This is a genomic window from Planococcus sp. 1R117A (assembly GCF_051417975.1).
In the GTDB taxonomy this organism is placed as follows: domain Bacteria; phylum Bacillota; class Bacilli; order Bacillales_A; family Planococcaceae; genus Planococcus; species Planococcus shenhongbingii.
This window is the reverse complement of record NZ_JBPRLO010000003.1, coordinates 444856-465600: the sequence shown is the minus strand read 5'-3', so window position 1 is coordinate 465600 and position 20745 is coordinate 444856. Positions and strand designations below refer to the sequence as shown.

18 protein-coding genes are annotated in these 20745 nt (G+C 44.9%); 12 read left to right on the top strand and 6 right to left on the bottom strand.

The window, feature by feature from the left end:
- Positions 1–24: 24 nt before the first annotated feature.
- The 10 genes from dapD (at position 25) to ACSFXN_RS12015 (ending at position 13660) form a co-directional block, all read left to right on the top strand.
- On the top strand, positions 25–738 hold the full coding sequence (gene dapD, locus ACSFXN_RS12060) for a 2,3,4,5-tetrahydropyridine-2,6-dicarboxylate N-acetyltransferase (protein WP_437150355.1): 714 nt from the start codon (positions 25–27) through the stop codon (positions 736–738).
- 13 nt (positions 739–751) lie between these two features.
- The gene (locus ACSFXN_RS12055; RefSeq protein ID WP_437150353.1) at positions 752–1867 is read left to right on the top strand and encodes an N-acetyldiaminopimelate deacetylase; all 1116 of its coding nucleotides are present in this window, start codon (positions 752–754) and stop codon (positions 1865–1867) included.
- 103 nt (positions 1868–1970) lie between these two features.
- Positions 1971–4328, top strand: a complete 2358-nt coding sequence (locus tag ACSFXN_RS12050) for a hypothetical protein (RefSeq protein ID WP_437150352.1) — start codon at positions 1971–1973, stop codon at positions 4326–4328.
- Positions 4325–5260: an ATP-binding cassette domain-containing protein gene (locus ACSFXN_RS12045; protein WP_437150350.1), complete on the top strand. Its 936-nt coding sequence runs from the start codon at positions 4325–4327 to the stop codon at positions 5258–5260. The genes ACSFXN_RS12050 and ACSFXN_RS12045 overlap by 4 nt, the downstream gene beginning before the upstream one ends.
- Positions 5257–6099, top strand: coding sequence for an ABC transporter permease (locus tag ACSFXN_RS12040; RefSeq protein ID WP_437150349.1), 843 nt, complete (start codon positions 5257–5259; stop codon positions 6097–6099). Before ACSFXN_RS12045 ends, ACSFXN_RS12040 begins: the two co-directional genes overlap by 4 nt.
- A 12-nt stretch (positions 6100–6111) precedes the next feature.
- Complete coding sequence (locus ACSFXN_RS12035; RefSeq protein WP_437150347.1) at positions 6112–7497, top strand: hypothetical protein; 1386 nt, start codon at positions 6112–6114, stop codon at positions 7495–7497.
- Between the two features lie 14 nt (positions 7498–7511).
- Positions 7512–8504, top strand: a complete 993-nt coding sequence (locus ACSFXN_RS12030) for an AAA family ATPase (RefSeq protein ID WP_437150346.1) — start codon at positions 7512–7514, stop codon at positions 8502–8504.
- On the top strand, positions 8501–9361 hold the full coding sequence (locus ACSFXN_RS12025; RefSeq protein ID WP_437150345.1) for a DUF58 domain-containing protein: 861 nt from the start codon (positions 8501–8503) through the stop codon (positions 9359–9361). Before ACSFXN_RS12030 ends, ACSFXN_RS12025 begins: the two co-directional genes overlap by 4 nt.
- A gap of 11 nt (positions 9362–9372) precedes the next feature.
- On the top strand, positions 9373–11106 hold the full coding sequence (locus tag ACSFXN_RS12020; protein ID WP_437150344.1) for a vWA domain-containing protein: 1734 nt from the start codon (positions 9373–9375) through the stop codon (positions 11104–11106).
- Positions 11087–13660 carry a VWA domain-containing protein gene (locus ACSFXN_RS12015; RefSeq protein ID WP_437150342.1) on the top strand — a complete coding sequence of 858 codons (2574 nt, stop codon included), beginning with the start codon at positions 11087–11089 and terminating at the stop codon, positions 13658–13660. The genes ACSFXN_RS12020 and ACSFXN_RS12015 overlap by 20 nt, the downstream gene beginning before the upstream one ends.
- Positions 13661–13767: 107 nt before the next feature.
- Here the strand turns inward: ACSFXN_RS12015 and ACSFXN_RS12010 are convergent, their stop codons facing one another.
- The 6 genes from ACSFXN_RS12010 to ACSFXN_RS11985 all read right to left on the bottom strand — a co-directional run bounded on the left by ACSFXN_RS12010 (position 13768) and on the right by ACSFXN_RS11985 (position 19403).
- Positions 13768–14958 (bottom strand): MFS transporter, encoded by a 1191-nt coding sequence (locus ACSFXN_RS12010; RefSeq protein ID WP_300989739.1) that lies wholly within the window; start codon positions 14956–14958, stop codon positions 13768–13770.
- A gap of 109 nt (positions 14959–15067) precedes the next feature.
- Positions 15068–16144, bottom strand: a complete 1077-nt coding sequence (locus tag ACSFXN_RS12005; protein ID WP_437150341.1) for an ABC transporter substrate-binding protein — start codon at positions 16142–16144, stop codon at positions 15068–15070.
- Between the two features lies 1 nt (position 16145).
- On the bottom strand, positions 16146–16943 hold the full coding sequence (locus tag ACSFXN_RS12000; RefSeq protein ID WP_437150340.1) for an ABC transporter permease: 798 nt from the start codon (positions 16941–16943) through the stop codon (positions 16146–16148).
- Positions 16927–17751: an ABC transporter permease gene (locus tag ACSFXN_RS11995; protein ID WP_300989736.1), complete on the bottom strand. Its 825-nt coding sequence runs from the start codon at positions 17749–17751 to the stop codon at positions 16927–16929. The genes ACSFXN_RS12000 and ACSFXN_RS11995 overlap by 17 nt, the downstream gene beginning before the upstream one ends.
- Entirely contained in the window at positions 17741–18847 is a 1107-nt protein-coding gene (locus ACSFXN_RS11990) for an ABC transporter ATP-binding protein (protein ID WP_437150339.1), read from the bottom strand. The genes ACSFXN_RS11995 and ACSFXN_RS11990 overlap by 11 nt, the downstream gene beginning before the upstream one ends.
- Positions 18848–18860: 13 nt before the next feature.
- Positions 18861–19403 carry a helix-turn-helix domain-containing protein gene (locus ACSFXN_RS11985; RefSeq protein ID WP_437150338.1) on the bottom strand — a complete coding sequence of 181 codons (543 nt, stop codon included), beginning with the start codon at positions 19401–19403 and terminating at the stop codon, positions 18861–18863.
- 345 nt (positions 19404–19748) lie between these two features.
- On the opposite strand from ACSFXN_RS11985, the gene ACSFXN_RS11980 reads away from it, so the two are divergent.
- Entirely contained in the window at positions 19749–19982 is a 234-nt protein-coding gene (locus tag ACSFXN_RS11980; protein WP_437150337.1) for a hypothetical protein, read from the top strand.
- A 79-nt stretch (positions 19983–20061) separates the two neighbouring features.
- Positions 20062–20721 carry a potassium channel family protein gene (locus ACSFXN_RS11975; RefSeq protein ID WP_437150336.1) on the top strand — a complete coding sequence of 220 codons (660 nt, stop codon included), beginning with the start codon at positions 20062–20064 and terminating at the stop codon, positions 20719–20721.
- Positions 20722–20745: the final 24 nt, after the last annotated feature.

The following is a 20745-nucleotide window of genomic DNA, read 5'->3' as shown; positions in this document are numbered from 1 at the left end:
ACTTATAGAAAGAGGTTTTTATTAATGAAGCAGATGGATGCAAATGAAATTATCTCGTACATACAAAATGCAACAAAGTCGACGCCGGTAAAAGTTTATGTAAAAGGCCAAGACGTCGCTTCACTGGATTTCGGCAAAGGCTCAAAAGTATTTGGAGAAGGAAATAATGCAACTGTATTCGGCGAATGGGCTGAAGTGCAAAAAGCTTTGGAAGCGAACGCATCGTTAATTGAAGATTCAGTGGTGGAGAACGACCGCAGAAATTCAGCAATTCCGCTATTGGATATGAAAAATATCAATAGCCGGATCGAACCTGGCGCTTTTATCCGTGAAAACGTAGAAATCGGCAATAATTGTGTCATCATGATGGGAGCAGTCATCAATATCGGCGCTGTTATCGGAGACGGTACAATGATCGATATGGGTGTTGTTATGGGTGGCCGTGCCACTGTCGGAAAGAACTGCCATATCGGCGCAGGAGCCGTACTTGCGGGTGTAATTGAGCCTGCATCTGCAACTCCGGTAATCGTCGAAGACGACGTCATGATCGGTGCTAACGCGGTTGTACTGGAAGGCGTTCGTATAGGAAAAGGCGCAGTGGTTGCAGCAGGTGCAATCGTGATCGAAGATGTTCCTGAAAACTCGGTAGTGGGTGGAACTCCGGCGCGCGTCTTGAAATTAATGGACGAAAAAACACGGGCGAAAACAGAAATCAAACAAGAACTTCGCCAGCTGTAAGCGGGTTTTGGCGATGGATTTACTAAAAATCAGAAGAGACTTGCATGAGATTCCAGAAATCGGTTTTCAGGAATGGAAGACGCAAACTTATTTGAAAGCCCATATTGATACGCTTTCTCAGGACCGCTTGGAAGTCGTTGAATGGAAAACTGGGCTCGCTGTAAAGGTTCGGGGTACGGCGCCAACCAAAATAATCGGTTGGCGCACGGATATTGACGGATTGCCGATCACAGAAGAAACAGGCTTGCCGTTCCAGTCGGCTCATCCAGGGTATATGCACGCCTGCGGGCACGACATCCATATGACGATCGCACTCGGCTTATTGAACCGGTTGATAGAAGAACCTATTGCCGATGATGCAGTGATTTTGTTCCAGCCGGCTGAAGAAGGTCCTGGTGGAGCACTGCCATTTCGGGAATGGCTGAAAAACGACCAACCGGCATTTTTGCCGCATCAGATTTATGCGCTGCATATTGCACCGGAGCATCCGGTAGGAACAGTTGCCACGAAACCCGGTTTGCTGTTTGCGAATACTTCTGAACTGTATATCGACTTGCATGGCAAAGGCGGGCATGCCGCTTTTCCTCATTTAACAGAAGATATGGCAGTGGCGGCCGCCTCTCTTTTAATGCAGCTGCAGACCATTGTCAGCCGCAATGTCAATCCGATGGATTCTGCCGTATTGACTGTCGGTAAATTGAGCGCTGGGACCGTCCAGAATATCATTGCGGAACATGCGCGACTTGAAGGCACCATCCGTACTTTGAATCTCGAATCGATGCTTCGAGTAAAAAAACGCATTGAAGCGATTTGCCGTGCGATTGAAGAAGGCTATAATTGCCGGGTGTCAATTGATTACGGCTCCAGTTATTTAGAGGTCAACAATGACGAAGAGCTGGCAGAAGCATTTCTGCGGTTCGCTGATAAGTATGCTGGAGTTCATGCCGTCCGGAGTGAAGCAGCAATGACAGGAGAAGACTTCGGTTATTTTACCGAAGAACTGCCTGGTGTGATGTTTTGGGCCGGCGTCGATTCTCCGTTCGGTTTGCACCATTCCAAATTGAATCCCGATGAGGCGATTCTTGAAATCATGCCGGAATTTATACATGATTTTTTCCGTACACGATAAAGAGCAGACAGCCCCGGGCTGCCTGCTCTTTTTTTGTATGCGGAAGGAACTATTTTATCCGTTCAACGTACTACTTAGTAGAGACAAGAATAGGGGGTTCGTAATGTTTAAACGATTGGTGTCACTCAGCATATTCGCTTGTGTCCTTTTTTTATTTTTTCTTCCGCTGACATCGCTGGCAGCACCCGAAATGACCATTAAAGCAGATGCGGGGCTACAAAACAAAGTGAAATACGATAAGGGATTGCCTGTTCAATTTACCTTAAGCAACGGCGGTTCTGATTTTTCCGGAGACCTTGTCTTAAGTTACAGCGAAACCTATAGCCTTGGCGCCGGCTTATCGGTCCCGGTTGAGTTAGCCGCGGGCGAAACAAAGACCATCCAAGTTGCAGTGCCGGGTTTGTCCGACATGATGTCGATGGGTGGACCTTCTATACAAACTATCTTTTTATATGAAGGAGGATGGGAAGATGGCAAATCGATTAACTTTAAAGGCTCTAAAACCTTAAGTCCTGGATTCTTTTCACCTTCTTCATTGTTCATCGCTACATTGACCAATAACTCAGATCGGCTTTTGCAATTGGATCAAATTTCTCCGGCGGGCAGTGAGTCGACGCAAGTATTCCACTTGAACCAGATGAACCAATTTTCATTGCCGACAGAAGCGCTGGCGTGGGAGACGGTCGATTATTTGCTGGTGGATGAATTTTCTTATGGCGATTTGCCGGAAGCGGTGCAGCAAGCTGTATTGCAATGGATACAGCAAGGAGGCCATGTAGTAGTAGGATCCACAGAAAATATTTCTGCTGCTATGGGAAATCTCAGTGAGTTTTTGCCATTGGAACTCGGTGCGCCGAATGAAGCGGCAATTCCATCATTGGAAGCGCCAATCCCCGTCTTTGAAGCTTCTGCTAAAGATGGGGCCGACCCTCTCATTGAGCAGAAAGGGCAAGTGCTTGCTGCCCGACAGCTCGTCGGTGCCGGAACCATCACGCAAACAAGTTTTTCTTTGGGAGATGAAACAGTCACATCTCAAAAAGGCTATGTAAATCTTGCAGCCAGCTTTTTCCCGCTCGTCTCTGGAGCTAATATGATGAACCAAGGCGAATCAATCAAGGAAATCATGTCTTTTGAAGTGGGTGAAGTAAACGAGCTGTTTGAAAGTTTTGCGGTATCTAAAACCTTGATCATGGGAATCGTGTTTATTTATATTATTTTAATCATTCCTGTTCTGTATATGATCTTGAAAAAAAGAGATAAACGTGAGTACGCTTGGGTTATTATTCCGGCTGCTGCTTTAGTTACTTCAATCGGCTTATTCGCAATAGGCGCGAAAGATCGCATAGCAAATCCTCAAGTTCAGCAAACCGGCTTTTTTGAAGTGGACCAAGACAGCGGATTGAATGGCTATTACATGAATACTTTATTGTCAAACCGGGGAGGGGACTACCGTTTTGCTGCTCCTTTAAGCACAACGATGACTTACAGGCTGGACTCTCAAATCAGTGGAAGTTCGCCTCAGCAATCCGCAATTTTAGAGCAGCAGGCAACAAAAAACAATTTGACGATGCGGGATATGCGCTATTGGTCTGTCGGATCGGTTCTTGGGGAATCGTATATCGAAAACACTGGAAACTTTGCGATCGATCTGGCCGTCGAAGACCAAACCATTACAGGCACCATTCAAAACAATTTCCCGTTTGCCATCGAAGATGTCTCAATCTGGACCGGGACCCGTCTAATGGCATTAGGCGATTTAAATCCGGGAGAGCGGCTGAAAGTCAACCAGCCAGTCCAGTCGGATATCCTGGCAGCGGCTTCGCCAATTGGATCATCTTATGGTTATCAGCCTATCGCCAATAAAGAGGAATTAAAAAAGGCAAGAAAACAAACTATTTTATCAGTGTCCTATAATCAGTTAGAAAGCAGTGAAAGTTCTCCTTATGTGATTGCCTATACGAACGATGCGATTGTTCCCATCATGTTGGAAGATCAGCGGGCTTCCGTTTCCGCTGTCCATTTGATTGCGCAGCCATTTAAGCCGGACATGAACTTGAAAGGCGAAATCAGTTTAAATGCGGATACATTCAGCTTGAAAGTGAATGGAGTAAACGGCTCTTCTTATTTTGAAAATGTTTCTCCAGACCCTTATCTTTACTATATGGACAACGGCAAATATGAAGTGACTTACCAGGTCACAGATGCTGTGGATCTGAAAAAAACCACATGGCAAGAGCTGGTGGTCACTACCGCCAAACAAAACCTTAATGTGTCCATTTACAATGTGAAAACGGGGAAACCGGAAGAAATTGTCAGCAATCAGCAAGCCGTCAAAAAAGCAGTCGGTGATTATATTTCTCCGGAAGGAAGGATCAAATTCATGGTGGAAACCAATGCTGGAAACAGCCAGCCCGAAGTGACCTTGCCGAAAATCAAGCTGAAAGGTGTGGTGGCTCCATGATTGAAACCATCGGATTAACAAAAAAATACGGCTCTTTTTATGCCTTGCAGGATTTGAACCTGACAGTGGAAGATGGCACGGTGTTCGGTTTTGTAGGGGCCAACGGTGCCGGTAAATCAACCACGTTTTCAATTTTGGCGACGCTGCTGCAGCCGACCGCAGGCGATGCATTTATCAACGGCTTAAGCATCACCAAGAATGCCCATGAAGTAAGAAAACAAATTGGTTATATGCCTGATTTTTTTGGTGTTTACGACCAGCTAAAAGCAAATGAATATTTGGATTTTTACGGCGCCAGCTATGGATTGAAACCGAAAGAGCGGGAACAGCTCATTCCACAATTACTGGAACTTGTCAATCTTAGCCAGAAACGCTATGAATACGTAGATTTGCTGTCACGAGGGATGAAACAGCGGTTGTGCCTTGCACGGGCATTGATCCATGACCCGACAGTGCTCATACTGGATGAACCGGCTTCAGGACTGGATCCGCGCGCCCGAGTAGAGATGCGGGAGATTTTAAAGGAACTGAAATCGATGGGCAAAACCATTCTCATATCCTCTCATATCTTGCCGGAGCTATCAGAAATGTGCGACAGCATTGGCGTGATTGATGCGGGCAAACTGATTGCCCAGGGTTCGGTCAGTGAAATTCAAGCGCAGCTGCAAAGCGAAAAAGTGCTGCGCATTAAAGTGGCTGGAGAAACAGCACCGATTGTGAAGTTTTTCGAGAACGATCCGTTCGTTTCTCAGATTGCCGAAAAGCCGGAAAAAAATCTGATTGAATTTTTATACCGGGGCAGCGAAGAAGACCAGATGGTTTTATTGCATAAAGCCATCATGCAGCAACTGCCAATTTTATCATTTGCAGAAGAAGAAACTGATTTGGAAGATGTCTTTATGGCGATTACGAAAGGAGCCGAAACACCATGAAAACACTCCTAGCCAATCCGGTATTGATCAAGGAAATCAAATTGCGGTTCCGCAATCTGAAAAGTTTTACCGGCATCTTGTTTTACTTGGTCGCCATGAGCGTTTTTGTTTTCGGCTTTATCTTCTTAACAACGACGTTGACAGGCAGCGGGTTTTTCCGCCCGGATGAAAGTTTTATGCTATTCACTATGATGACATATATACAGCTGGGGCTGATTTTGTTTATCACGCCTGGGCTGACCGCTGGTGCAATCAGCACGGAACGGGAAAAACAGACTTTGAACATTTTGCTGACGACGGCTCAGACTTCTTTTCAGATTATCTTCGGGAAAATGTCTTCGTCGATCGCTTTCCTGCTGTTGATGATCGTTTCCGGACTGCCCATCTATAGTCTGGTATTTCTGTATGGAGGTGTTTCGCCAAGCCAGCTTGCCATCATCTTTCTGTTCTACTTTTTAACTTTATTGACAATTGGCAGCATTGGAGTGATGTATTCCACTTTGCTCCGGAAAACCATTGTTTCGATGATCGCGACATACGGTACAATGTTATTCTTGACTGCAGCAACCGGATTTTTCATGGTTATTTCCATGCAGATTTCTCAATTTGGCAGTACGGTGCCTACTTTTTCACCGTTTACTTATTTTTGGGCGAGCATTAATCCGGCAGTGATGCTGTTCACTTTGCTGCAGCCGGCATATGCAACGGAACTCCAAACTATGACCGCCATACAGCTGCCGTTATGGGTTGGGTATATTGTGTTTTACTCCCTGTTTACAGCACTTGCCTTGTTTTTGGCAGTAAAACGTTTACGCGTCAATATGAATAAATACAAATAAGGAGGAATTTTCATGGACAACCGCGACATTGCGATTTACGTAAAAAAAGCGGGCAGGCGCTTGAAAAGGGTGCATATAAGCCAGTCGCTTCAACTAGCGGTCTTTATCGGATTAACTGCTGCTGTACTGCTTCTTGTTCTGTCACGGTTGTTCGTGCTTCCTTATTATGAATTTTATGCATATGCTGCCGGCGCACTGACGCTGATTGTTTGGCTGGCATTATCGCTGCGGGACATGCCCAATCAGCATCAAGCAGTTGAAGAACTCGACCGTTACACACCTCATAATCAGCTGCTGACGGTCTGGCAAACTCAAGAAAACAATCATCTGACTGACGCCTTAACAAATAAAACCGTGGAAATAATTCCCTCAAGTTATCATTTGTTTAAAAAAGAACCCCGTAAATGGTTTATTAGAAAATGGCTAGTGGGTTCAATAATAAGTGCTGCACTGTTGAGCTTATTGGTGCTGTTTCCCAGCACTTCGCAACAGCAAGCGAAAGAAATTGAAAAGGAACTGGAATTGATTGAAGAGATAAAAAAAGAAGTAGCGGAAATTGAGAAAAAAGCGGAAACGGATCTGCTGAAAAAAGAAATGCAGGAGCTGCAGCAAAAGATTGAAGAAAGTAAAACTGCAGAAGACGCGTTAAAAGAAGTGGTGAAAAAGCAAAAAGAGCTGAATCTGCAAGAGCAGCAGCTGGCTGAAGAAGGCACTGAAAAAGTGAAGGAGGATAGTGAAGATCGAGGGAAAGCTGCGGATCAATTAGCTGAACAGGCAGGGGAGACTCAAACTGCTTTGAGCAATATGGGCAAACCGGTGAATTTTCCGCTTCAGCAAACAATAGCGAATAATCAGGCAGAAAATGCTGGAGAAAGCTCTGGAACTCAAGCAGGACAAGAAAACGGAACCACGTCATCTTCTGGCCAAACTGGCAATGGAGAAGGAACTAGCCAAGGCGGAGGCGGAGGAGAGGAGCAAGGAGAGGGCAGAGGACAGGGCCAAGGAGAAGGCCAAGGAGAAAGCCAAGGACAGGGCCAAGGAGAGGGACAAGGAAAAGGACAAGGACAAGGACAAGGACAAGGACAAGGACAAGGACAAGGACAAGGACAAGGACAAGGGGCAGGAACCGGACAAGGCAATCGTGAATTACTTACTGTTCCGTCCCGAATCGGGGGCACAGGAGAAACTGAAGTGGATAATGGAGAACTTGGTGAAGGGGAAGCTCGGGAAGAACAAGAGGCTGTAGTGCCAGCAGAGCGTGGGACTGTCCGTCCTTATTCGGATGTTGTCGGCCAATATTCGGATTCTTATTTTTCCAGCGCAGATAAGCTGGAATTGCCGCCGGATTTGCAGAAAGTGGTTGAGCAATACTTTTCTTCAATCGAGTCAGAACAATAGAAAGCGGGGATTACATGACATTTAGACCGGAACAATTTACTGAAATGAGCGACCGTTTGCGAGAAGTGCGGGAAGAAATCGGACATTTTATTGTCGGGCAGGAAGAAGCGATCGAGTTTTCTCTTTATTCCGTTTTGGCAGATGGGCACGCCTTGCTGGAAGGTTTGCCAGGGCTTGGGAAAACAATGCTGATTCGTACAATTTCAGATGTGCTGGACTTGTCTTTCTCCAGAATCCAGTTTACACCAGATTTAATGCCAACTGATATTACCGGCACCAGTCTCATTGAGCGGGATGCAGAAGGCAGGCAGCAATTCACGTTCAGGGAAGGGCCGATTTTTCATCAGATGGTATTAGCGGATGAAATAAACCGGGCGACGCCCAAAACCCAAAGCGCCTTGCTGGAAGCGATGGGAGAAAAGACGGTAACAATTTTAGGCGATACCAAAACGATGGCCAGACCGTTTTTTGTGCTGGCCACGCAAAACCCGATTGAAATGGAAGGCACGTATCCATTGCCGGAAGCTCAAATGGACCGTTTTCTCTGCAAAATCCTCGTATCGTATCCAAGCCGTGCAGAACTTGCTGAAATCAGCAGAAGAACGACGGGTTCAGAAACCATTGTATTGGAAAAGAAGATGGATACGGCTGCATTAATCGAGGCCCAGCAACTGGTGAAAGCGGTTTTGATAGCTGAAGATATTTTAATGGTCGCTGTGGATATCATTCAAAACACCCACCCGGCGCAATCCGAATTTGAACCGATTCGGCAATTTGTTCAATACGGCAGCGGGCCACGCGGTCTGCAAAGCTTAATTCGCCTGGCTAAAGCCCGGGCTTTGACGGAAGGCAGATACCATGTATCCATCGGGGATTTGAAATATGTAGCAAAACCGGTCTTGCGCCATCGGCTTTTACTGAATTATGAAGGAGAGGCTAACGGGGCAAGCACGGATGATTTAATTGATCTTATAGTCAGCGGTGCCGGAAGAGGCGTTTTAAAATGACGTCATTGCAATTGCCGGCAGACTGGATTACTCGAATCGGACGTTTTTCCATAGCGACAAAATCTAAAATAAGAGGACATCACAAAGGTTCTCATCGTTCTATGCGGTTCGGTTCTTCATTGGATTTTTCCGATTTCCGGGAATATCACCCCGGAGATGATGTCCGGCACGTTGATTGGAATGTCTATGCCCGGACAGAGCGCGTCTACATCAAGCGTTATTTGGATGAACAGGAAATGCGTGTCCACGTGTTAATCGACAGCTCAAAATCAATGGCTTCCAAATGGCTATTTGCCAAGCAGCTGGCTTTTACATTGGGGCTCATGGTGCTGAGCCATGACGACCGGTTGACAGTTTCAGCAGGACAAGCGGCTATTGCACCTTTTCGGAAAAAAGGAAAATCAGCAAGGAAACTGTATGAACATTTCATCTCAAGTTTGCCATTGCCAGAAAAAGATTCATTCACTAAAGACGCCAGTTTTTATGCCGCTAAAGATTCGACGGTGTTGTTCGTGGTTTCAGATGGCTTGGAGCCTCTGGAAGAATGGCAAACGTTTTTCCGGCAAGTCCCTAGATTTTCGCACGATATCCGCTTTTTGCATTTGACGGCTGAAGAAGAAAGAGCTCCCGATTTTTCGGGTGATTTACGGCTCATTGATGACGAAAACGGCGAAAATGTCAATGTGACGATAACCCAACAAGCTATACAGACTTATCGCCAAAAAAGGGAACTGCATACGGAAGGCTTAAAAGCGTTATGTGCAAAGCATGGAGTACAGTATTTGGAGATTCGGATTGAAGATGGCATCCAGCACGTCTTGTTTCAGCAACTGGCTCGAAAAAATTGGATTGAATGAGGTGAAGCGGCATGGGAATTACAAACTGGGGTTGGATTTGGACGATCATTATGCCGCTTGCAGTCATTCTGTATTATTTTTTCCGGAAAAAATACAAAGACCGGCCGGTTTCCTCCACTTTGTTCTGGCAGGAAACGATGAAAGAAATCCAGGCTTCCCCTTATTTGAAAAAACTTCAGCATCATCTGCTTTTTTATCTCCAGTTAGCCGCCCTGCTGCTATGTGTTTTCGGTTTGCTGCAGCCTTATATAAATTCGGATACATTAAAAGGCAATGAATTTATATTCGTTGTCGATACCTCTGCGACAATGCTGGCCGGCAGTCCAAGCAATTTTGATAAACAAAAAGAAAAAATGCTGGAACTGCTGGAACAGACCGGCGGCAAGCCGGTTACGATTGTTCTAACCGGCCAAAGTCCGGAAGTGATCGCCAGAGACCAGCGAAATATGGCAACGCTGGAACAAGCGATAGAGCAATTAGAAGTGACATATGAGAATGCGCATATGGAGCAAACTTTGCTTTTTGCAGAAACGCTTGTCGATAACGAATCAACCGTAATCCATGTCTTTACCGATGCACTTGACCGGAAAGTTCTGGCAAACAAAACGGATCTTGCTTATGAAGTCCATGGCATGGAAGGGCAATTGCGCAATGTTTCCATCCGGCAATTCGGCTTAACTCAAACTGAAGAAGGCATGAAGGCTATCGTCCAAGTGGTCAATGAAAGCGAAGACAGCCTTACAGGCGCCATCCGCTTATCAACTGGAGAATTTGCAAAAGAAACTGCCATCGAATTAAAAGGGAAAGAAGAAATTTTAGTGCCTTTTGAAGAACTGCCGGAAGAAAAGCTATGGACAGCCACATTGGATATCAACGATGATTATTCGGCTGATAATGAAATGACAACTTTTGTCCAACAGCCAATCAATACGGTCTTTATCGATTCCAGCCTTCATGAATTAGTAGCGAGCGGTTTTCATTCACTGGATATGAAAGTGACTTCGGTGGCTTCAAACCAACTGGACCAGCGAAAAGGAGCACCGATTGTCACTAATCAGACAGCATTGGCAAACGAAGGTGCCCCTATTCTGCTGATCGGAAGAAACGACGCAGCTGCTGTTGAAGTGGCAGGACAAATTGAAACGGTCGATCATCCCTTGTTCACGTATGCGCCGTTGGATGATGTCTATGTTTCCCATCTCTATCCAGGATTCGATTCATTTGAAACGATTGCATCCATTGACGGAAAGCCTTTTATCCAATTGTCTCCAGAAGGAGATATTGTAATACTCGCGGACATTCAATCGACCGACTGGCCGCTGAGTCCTTCATTTCCGTTATTTTTATGGAGTGCCGCCAATGAACTGGCTGGAAGCGAAAGTTTTCTGGGGTTTTTCCAGCCGAATGAATACCGCTCTGTGACACTCGCTTCAAGTTCTGGGGAATGGGAAATTTTTAAAGACGGTGAGTATATGCATTCCTATCTTGAAGGACAAGGGCCTTTTGCGGCACCGGCAAAACCGGGAATCTATGACGTCAAAGGAGACAGCCAGAACTTAAAGATGATTGTTCAGCTAAGCAATGAAGAAAAAGCAATTGCAGCAGGGGCGGATTATCAGATCGGGCAAGCTGCCAGTGAAGAAGAGACAGTTCGTTTTTCCATAGTGCCGCCAATTTTGATTTTTATTCTGATTTTGCTTCTGGTGGAATGGGAGGTGTACCGACGTGGAATTGCGCTTAGATAATCCCCTATGGCTTTGGCTGCTGATTCCCACTATTGCCTATTTTGCCATAATCGGCTATCGGAATTATAAAAAATATTCGAATCAGTATCGCATCGTATACATTCTCCGAATTATTGCTGTGCTGCTCGTAATCTTTGCGCTGGCGGCACCAGGAATTTACCGACCAGCGGCACAAGAACAAATCATTTTCTTGGTGGACCGGTCGGCTTCGATGGCAGGAACGCAAGATGGCATAGCTGCAGCGATCGATTCTGCGATGGCAGGGAAAAAAGATTCGCAAAGTGTCGGAGTCTATACGTTTGCGGAGGATTTTCAAACACTATTGCCTGTTTCAAAAGAAATGCGGCCATTGCCGAAGGACCAGACGCAAAACGAAAACCGCCATACGAATATTGCACGTGCTCTCGAGCTTGCCGCTAACAGTGGCGATACGGGTATAGCTACTCGTTTAGTCGTCTTGACTGATGGCAATGAAACCCAGGATTCGGCACTTGAAAGCCTAAACCGCCTTGAAGGGGACCGCATACAAATCGATGTAATGCCAATTGAGCAAAAAGCCCGAAACGATGCAGGGATCCTTAGTTTCAAAACTCCGGTGAATGCCTTTTTAGGGGAATCACAAGTGTTTTCTGTACAAATTGAAGCTGATAGAGAAGCGGCGGGGCAATTGGTTTTCTCCAAAAACGATAAAGAACTGGACCGCCAGGACATTGCGCTGGTTGAAGGCGAAAACTTATTTTCATATGCATACCCGGCCAAAGAGGAAGGGCTGGCAAAGTATGAAGCCAGGCTGGAACTGGAGAACGATGCATTCCTGGAAAATAATGCTTTAATCAGCATGACAGAAGTCGAAGGAAGCCCTGAATTGCTGGTCGTCAATGGCAGCGAAGAAAGTCCGATTCCAGAATTGCTGGATACAGAGAACATACGGGTGACCAATATAGCAGCCAATAACTTGCCCGCTAATTTATCATCTATCCTGCAATACGACGCTGTCATTTTTGATAACGTATCCGGCACTACAGTCGGCGGCCAGCAAATGGCAGTTATTGAACAAGCCGTCCAGAAATTTGGAATGGGCTTCATGATGGTAGGAGGCGATCAGAGTTTTGGGCTCGGCGGTTATTTCAAGTCGCCAATCGAACGGATTTTGCCAGTAGAAATGGAAGTCAAAGGCAAACATGAACTGCCTTCCCTGGGGTTGGTGATTGTAATGGACCGTTCAGGAAGCATGGCGGGCACAAAAATGGAGTTGGCGAAAGAAGCGGCAGCCCGCTCAGTGGAATTATTGCGGGAAGATGATACGGTAGGCGTCATTGCCTTCGATGATCAGCCTTGGCAAATTGTCCCGACCGAAAAACTGAAGAATCCAAAGGATGCGGCCGATAAAATCCTTTCTGTCACACCAGGCGGAGGAACAGAGATTTACCGCTCTCTGGAAGAAGCTTATAGCCAATTAGAAGATTTGGAACTGCAGCGCAAGCACATTATTCTATTGACAGATGGCCAGTCCTCTACTCAGAACGATTATGACAGCTTGATAGAAAACGGCAAAGAGAATAATGTGACATTATCAACAGTTTCCATTGGCGCTGATGCCGATAAAAACTTACTGGAATCGCTGGCAACAACAGGCAATGGCCGTTATTACGATGTCACCGACGCTACAACCATTCCTGCTATCTTATCGAGGGAAACAATTATGATGTCGCGGACCTATATCGTTGACGAACCTTTCCGCCCTATCGTCTATGACAGCAACTGGAATAATTTGTTTAATGCAGGCGTTCCAAAAATGAATGCCTATATCGCCACCACTCCTAAAAGCACAGCTTCGGTAGCACTTGAAAGTGAAGAAGAAGATCCGGTGCTGGCCGCCTGGAACTATGGACTCGGCAAAACGATTGCTTATACATCGGGCAGCGGCGCTTGGAGCGGGGATTTCCAATCCTGGAATAATTGGCCGGCTTTTTGGAACCGGACCGTTTCCGAATTGCTGCCGTCCTTTACTGAGATTCCATTTTCAGTGAGCGCTCAGCAGCAAGGGGTCTATTCCATTGAAGACCCTTCCCAAAGTTCAGCCATCATTGATGTCACAGTGGTGGATGAAAAAGGCAATGAAATTCCGATTAAAACAGAGCCTGTTGCTCCAGGTAAAGTGGAAGTTACGATGGATGCCGATCCGGGCTTGGTGTTTTTCAGCATTTCAAATGAAAACGGAGCTTCTTATAAAACGGGCCTGACAGTGCCGTACGGCGATGAATTCAAAATCCTTGCTCCTAATGTGCCGATGCTGACAACTCTTGCTGAGCGAAGCGGTGGCCAGGTTTTAGAATCACTGGACACAGCAATGCGAGATGTTCCATATGAGAGTGGAGCACAGCAGCCAATTCAGCAATTACTGCTGCTGTTAGCCATGCTGCTTTTTTTCACAGATATCACCATCCGCCGCTTTGGTTTAAGAATTCCAGCAAGAAAATATAAGAATGAAGATGAATCTGCCGATGCGACTCAAACAATCGGCCAATTAATAAAAGCGAAAAAGAGAAATTAATCTCTTTTTCGCTTTTTATTTTTTATCCAGACTCCAGCGCCCCGTCTGTAATGGCAAAGACCGCCATTACAGACGGGGCTTCCTTACACAGGTGCCAGCTTTTCTTATTAGCTTCTGCTGGCAGCCAGTAATTGCTGTTTTCTCATAGACCAAGTATTGGCGATAAAGAAACACGTGATTAAAATGGCGGTTCCAAAAATATAAGGGAAGCTCATGTCAATGTCAAAAAGGATTCCGGCTAAAGCAGGTCCTATCATATTGCCTAAGCTCATATAAGCGTTGTTCATCCCCGCTGCATACCCTTGGTCTTTGCCCGCAAGTTTTGAAATCAAGGTGTTAATAGCAGGCCGCAGCAGGGAAGCTGCAGTGAAGAATACCGTCGCCACCAGCAAAATTGTCCAGAATGTGCTGACGAATAATATACCGATCATGGCTCCCGCTGAAACCAGCAGATTGACCAAAATCACTTTCATCTCGCCAAAGCGTTTAAACAGCCGGTTGATGACGAAAGTTTGGGCAATTACTCCGACAAAACCACCTATCGTTATCAATACCGAAATTTCTTTAGGGGTAAACTGAAATTTCTTGTCCACATATAAAGCGATGGTGGACTGGAAATTGGCCAAGCCAAAAGCGAAAATCAGCATGACAAGCAGCATGACGAAATAAGGAGTATAGACTGACCGTTTCATCTGCTCCAACAGATTTTCGTTCTTAACAGGAATGGCAGGGACGGTCGGTGCTACGTTCGGCAAAGCGATAAGCGAAATGGCAGCGGCTAAGAGTGCGACAGTAGTCGCGACATAGAAAGGGAATTGCAGGCTGACTTCCGCTAAAAATCCGCCGAATCCTGGACCTACCATAAAGCCAAGCGACATGGAAGCGCCAAGCAAGCCCATTCCTTTGCCGCGTTCTTCGAATGTCGTGATATCTGCCACGAATGCCATCATCGGAGGAATTAAAAATGCTGCGCCAAGGCCGCTGAAGAACCGGGCGAGATACAAAATCCATAGATGGGAAGCTAATCCGAATACTAATTGTGACAGCCCGAAAATGATCAGGCCAAAAATGATCAGTTTTTTCCGCCCATACTTATCTGACAATTGGCCGGAAAGCGGTGAAAAGAGGAATTGCGCGAGTGCAAAAGTTGCAACCAAAGTGCCGAGCGCCTGCCCTGCGACGCCGAAAGTATCCAAGTACTCTGGCATAATAGGAATGATTAGACCGATTCCGCTCATGGCAATAAACATATTGAACATCAATACATACAAGGCGAATTTATGTGACTTTGCGGCCATATATTGTCCTTCTTTCGTTAATATTTCGTGTGTCTAAAAGTTTATCATAAAGAATATGAAATACAATACCCGTTGAGCAAAGAAAAAAACAGCCAGAAAAGTCTGCCTGTTAATTTTCCATATCCATTTTAAACTCTAAGAAAAGCTCATTGTAGATGCCCAGCATTTCAAGTCCGAGGTTTTCGTAAACTTCCAACCGTTCACGCAATTCTTCAGGAGGATAAAAGCGTTCATCTCCGGTGACTTCCGGATCCATCAGTTCAACAGCAGCCTGGTTGGGAGTGGAATAGCCGACATACTCGGTATTTTGTGCTGCGGTCTCTGCATCCAGCATGAAGTTGATGAAGGCATGTGCGCCGTCAATATTACTTGAAGTTTTGGGGATGACCATATTATCGAACCAAAGATTGGAGCCTTCTTCAGGAACAGAAAAATCGATGTTTTCGTTGACGAACATCATATCGGCGGCCTGGCCAGACCAAGTTAAGGCTACGGCCGCTTCTTCCCGCCGCATCATTTCAACGATTTCATCGCCGATGACTGCTTTGATATTCGGTCCCAGCGTCTTCAGTTTATCGGTAGCTTCCCGAAGTTCTGCAACATCACGCGAATTCAGCGAGTAACCTAAGCTGTTTAGCCCCATGCCAATAACTTCCCGGGCGCCGTCTACTATAATAACTTCCTGCTCGAGGCTGGGATCCCATAAATCGTCCCAGCTTTCAAAAGTTTGCCCTTCCAAAAGCGTGGGATTGAAGGCAATGCCGACGGTTCCCCAGAAATATGGAATCGAAAATTCGTTGCCAGGGTCAAAAGGCAAATCGAGAAAATAAGGATCGATGTTTTTCAAGTTCGGGATTTTTTCGTGGTCAATCGGAATTAATAAATCATTTTCTTTCATTTTTTCTATGGCATATTCGGAAGGTATAGCGACATCATAGGATGTGCCTCCTTGTTCGATTTTCGTCATCATCGCTTCGTTTGAATCGAAGGTTTCGTATACGACATTGATATTGGTTTCTTTTTCAAACTGCTCAAGCAGTTCAGGGTCGATATATTCGCCCCAGTTATAGACGGTTATCGATCCACCGCCGCTTGTTGCAGAGCTTTTTTCGAGAGATGCGACTCCGTAAAACAACAGAGCGCAAACAACAAGAATTGCTACGCTTACTTGAACGATGCTCTTCATATTACTGGCCTCCTGTTCCGACGGTGCGTGCCCGTTGATTAAAGAAGTAATAACCGACAACAAGCCCGAGCGTCACGATAAAGATCAAGGCGGACAACGCATTGATGGTAAGAGTGATTCCGGCACGCGCCATGGAATATATTTCTACGGATAGTGTAGAGAAACCGTTGCCTGTAACAAAAAATGTTACGGCAAAATCGTCAAGCGAGTAGGTGAGAGCCAGAAAAAATCCGGCGAAAATTCCTGGCTTGATATAAGGGATAATGACACGGGTTAAAATATCCCGTTTTGAAGCTCCAAGATCCGCCGCCGCATCAATCAGCGAAAAACTCATTTCCTGCAGCTTAGGCAGCACCATGATCACGACAATCGGAATACTGAAAGCGATATGTGAAATCAGCACAGAAGCAAAGCCAAGTTTAACGCCAACCATTGTGAAAAGGATCAAAAACGAGGCTCCGATAATAACATCGGGGCTGACAATCAGTATGTTGTTAAGCGATAAGACCGCATTCCGTATCTTCCGGTTCCGTAAAAAAACAATGCCGATCGCTCCCAGCACGCCGATTGCCGTCGAGATCAACGATGACAGCAAAGCCACAATGATGGTATTCAGCAAAATGATGATCAAGCGGGTGTCATTGAATACAGCAGCATAATGTTCCCATGTAAAGCCCTCAAAACTCGACATCGTACCGCCGCTATTGAATGAATAAAAAATCAGATAAAAGATGGGGGCATACAGGACAAAGAAGACAAAGGCCAAATAAACCCGAGCCGGCTTACTTAATTTTCCCATTTGCAGCACCTCCTTTGTCTTTCTGGCCTGTCGCCATCATAATGATGAACATGAATAAGATTAAGAACACCGCAATGGTGGACCCCATGCCCCAGTTCTGTGTAACGAGAAATTGCTGTTCAATCGCCGTTCCGAGCGTGATCACTTTGTTGCCGGCAATTAAACGGGTGATGACAAACAACGACAATGCAGGGATAAAGACAGCTTGAATCCCCGATTTTACGCCATTGATCGCTAAAGGGAAAATAACCTTTCTGAATGTCATCCAGGAAGAGGCTCCCAGATCACGTGATGCATCAATCAAAGCCGGATTCAATCGATCCAACGAGTTGAATATCGGTAAAATCATAAAAGGAATAAAGATATAAACCGACACAAAAATAAAACTGAAATCTGTGAACAAAATCTGCTGTTTTCCGATTCCAAGCGCGCTCATTAATTTATTGGCCGGTCCGTTCAATCCGAAAATGCCGATAAAGGCATAGGTTTTCAAAAGCAAATTGATCCAGGAAGGGATAATAATGAGCAAAAGCCACAATTGCTTGTGCTTCGTTTTGGTCAGCCAATAAGCCGTTGGATAAGCGATTAATATGGAAAATAATGTGATAAGAAAAGCGTACCAGAATGAACTTAACGTCAGCTCCAAATAAACCGATGAAAAAAAGTTTTGGTAATTGCCGAGCGTGAATTTGCCTTCCAGATCAAAAAAAGAATAATAGCCAATAAGGACAATGGGTGCAATGACAAAAAAAGCAATCCAAAGATAATAAGGGATCATGTAGAAAGGACGAGCTGCATTACTTTTCATAAACATTTTCTCCATACGCTTCAAGGCGCGCATCAAATGCATCTTCTGTTTCATTTAAGCGCATAACATGAATTGCTTCTGGATCAAAATCCAACCCGATGCGTGAGCCGACCTCAGCTTTCTTAGTCGAATGCACCAGCCATTCGTTGCCGGCTTCATCGAGCGTGGAAATTTCAAAATGGACGCCTCTGAACAATTGAGTATCGACCGTAACGGCCATTTTACCCTGCGCAACCGGAGTAATCTCCAAGTCTTCCGGACGGATCACGATTTCTACATTTTCGTTCGGATTTAAGCCAGCGTCTACGCAGTCAAATTCCTTGTTGGCGAAACGGACCCGATAGTCAGCCACCATTTCTCCTGAGACAATATTCGATTCACCAATAAAATCAGCGACGAAACGGTTGATCGGCTCATCGTATATGTCCATGGGCGTTCCGCTTTGCTGGATTTCTCCAGCATTCATGACGAAAATTTCATCCGACATAGCGAGTGCTTCTTCCTGGTCGTGTGTAACAAAGACAAACGTCTTGCCGAGCCGCTGCTGCAATTCCCGCAGCTCATATTGCATCTCTGTCCGCAACTTCAAGTCAAGCGCAGAAAGCGGCTCGTCAAGCAGGATTACTTCTGGATCATTTACTATCGCACGGGCAATGGCTACACGCTGGCGCTGGCCCCCAGACATTTCCTGGATTTCCCGCTTTTCATAGCCTTTTAAGTTGACGAACTCCAGTGCTTCTTTAACACGCCGGTCAATTTCCGCTTTTTTTAATTTTTTAATCCGCAATCCAAACGCTATATTCTCATAGACGTTCAAATGGGGGAATAAAGCGTAATCCTGGAAAACGGTGTTTACTTGGCGCTCATTTGCGGGCAAGTGGTTGACTTTTTTTCCTTCGATATAAATATCACCTGAAGTAGGCGTGATAAAGCCTGCGATTAATCGTAAAATAGTTGTTTTTCCGCATCCTGAAGGGCCAAGCAGCGTATAGAATTTTCCTCTTTCCAGTTCAAAGCTGATATTGCTGAGCACGCTGCCGGCTCCTTCATATTGTTGAGTCACGTTATCAAAGCGGATGATCGGTGTGTGTGACATATGATACCTCCTGTTATAAATAAGATTGAGTCGTAACGATAATCATTTCAGATTTTCCTGAATAGGCATTGATCAATTGGTGATGATCAGAGGCTTCATAATAAATTGAATCGCCGGCTTTTGCTATGTGCTCTTGGCTGCCTAACACTAAACGCACTTTTCCTTCCAAAATATAAATGAAAGTTTCGGCAAGAGATGGCTCAAATTGTTTAAATTGGCCCTTTTCGGCCAATGTTAAGTAAACGGGTTCCATTTCTTTTTTATTTGAAGTCGTAATCAGCCAATCAATTTCATATCCAAGACTTTCATCCGTGTGAATGATGTGTTCATCGGGCATGAAAACCACTTTTTTATCTTCATCAGAGTCATCAAAAAACTCTTTCGGTGAAGTGCCCAACACTTCCAACAAGGAGAACAGTGTCTCGATAGAAGGAGAGTTTAAATCTCTCTCGAGCTGAGAGATAAATCCTTTGCTGAGATCGGTTCGTTCTCCCAGTTCTTCCTGGGTTAAACCGTTTTTTAAACGCAGCCGCTTTATCTTGGTCCCAATCTGCATAAGATTGCACTCCAATTCATTTAGTATTAGTAAACATCGAGAAATAAAAGTTTAGTTAAAATATATATATTGTTTACTGACAACGTCTTTTATTATACAAAATGTCTGCTATTATTCAAGTTATAAAAGAAAATGAAATTATAAAAACAAATCTATTGCTTTTTACTAGGAGTATTTACTATTATAAAGAAATGGTAAAAAAGCTTTAATGAGTGGAATAATATTTCAGTTCAATATATAAAATGATTTAATAGCCCGACCAATCTTCTGGGAGTGATAAAAGTGAACGGCAAAATGAATTTTTTCTTAGATCCTAAAAACCGGGTAATTCAAAGACCCTCAATCATGAATTATAAACAAGAACAGCAAGGCCTATATTTAGTGGCGAACAAAAAGTTCATCAATTGGATGGATGTGCATACGTATTGCCATAAATGCTTGTCTGCCTTAACGTTTGATGATGAATTCGACGCTAGCTACTGCTCTGAATGCAACGAATGGCGCGAAGAAAAATGCAGCGATGACAGCTGTGAATATTGTGAAAAACGGCCAAAACGACCATTAGACCCCCGCAGATGAGCGGGGGTTTTTTATGGAAATTATATTGTGGCGAGTAGTATGATAAACTGATGCCAATTAGAGAATTTGGGGGATGGATATGAAAAAGGAATTTGTAGTCATCGGCCTCGGGCGTTTCGGAGGCAGTATCGTACGCGAACTAATCGAACAGGACGCCGATGTCATGGCAATTGATAAAGATACGGAACGTGTAGATGAATACGCTTCTATTGCCACGCAGGCCATTGTAGCTGATACAACAGATGAAGCGGTTTTGAAATCACTCGGCATCCGAAATTTCGAACACGTCATTGTGGCTATCGGTGAAAATATCCAGGCGAGCATTTTGACAACATTGATGCTGAAAGAAATCGGTGTGAAAAAAATCACTGTAAAGGCTCAAAATGATTACCATGCCAAAGTGCTGAACAAAATTGGTGCAGACCAAGTGGTCCATCCGGAACGCGATATGGGAATCCGGATTGCTCATAATATGCTGTCAAACAATGTTCTCGATTATTTAGAGCTGTCAGACCAGCATTCCATTGCAGAAATACAAGCAAACGATAAATTGGCAGGGCGGACGCTGATCGGTTTAGACATCCGTGCAAAATATGGAATAAATATTGTTGCCATTAAGAGAGAGGGCGAGATTTTGGTGTCGCCGCAGGCAGACATGGAAATCGAATTAAAAGACGTTTTGATTATTATCGGTTCCGATGCAGATATTAATCGTTTTGAGAAGAAAGTGCTTAATTAAAAAGTCTCTGAAATTTGAAAAGCC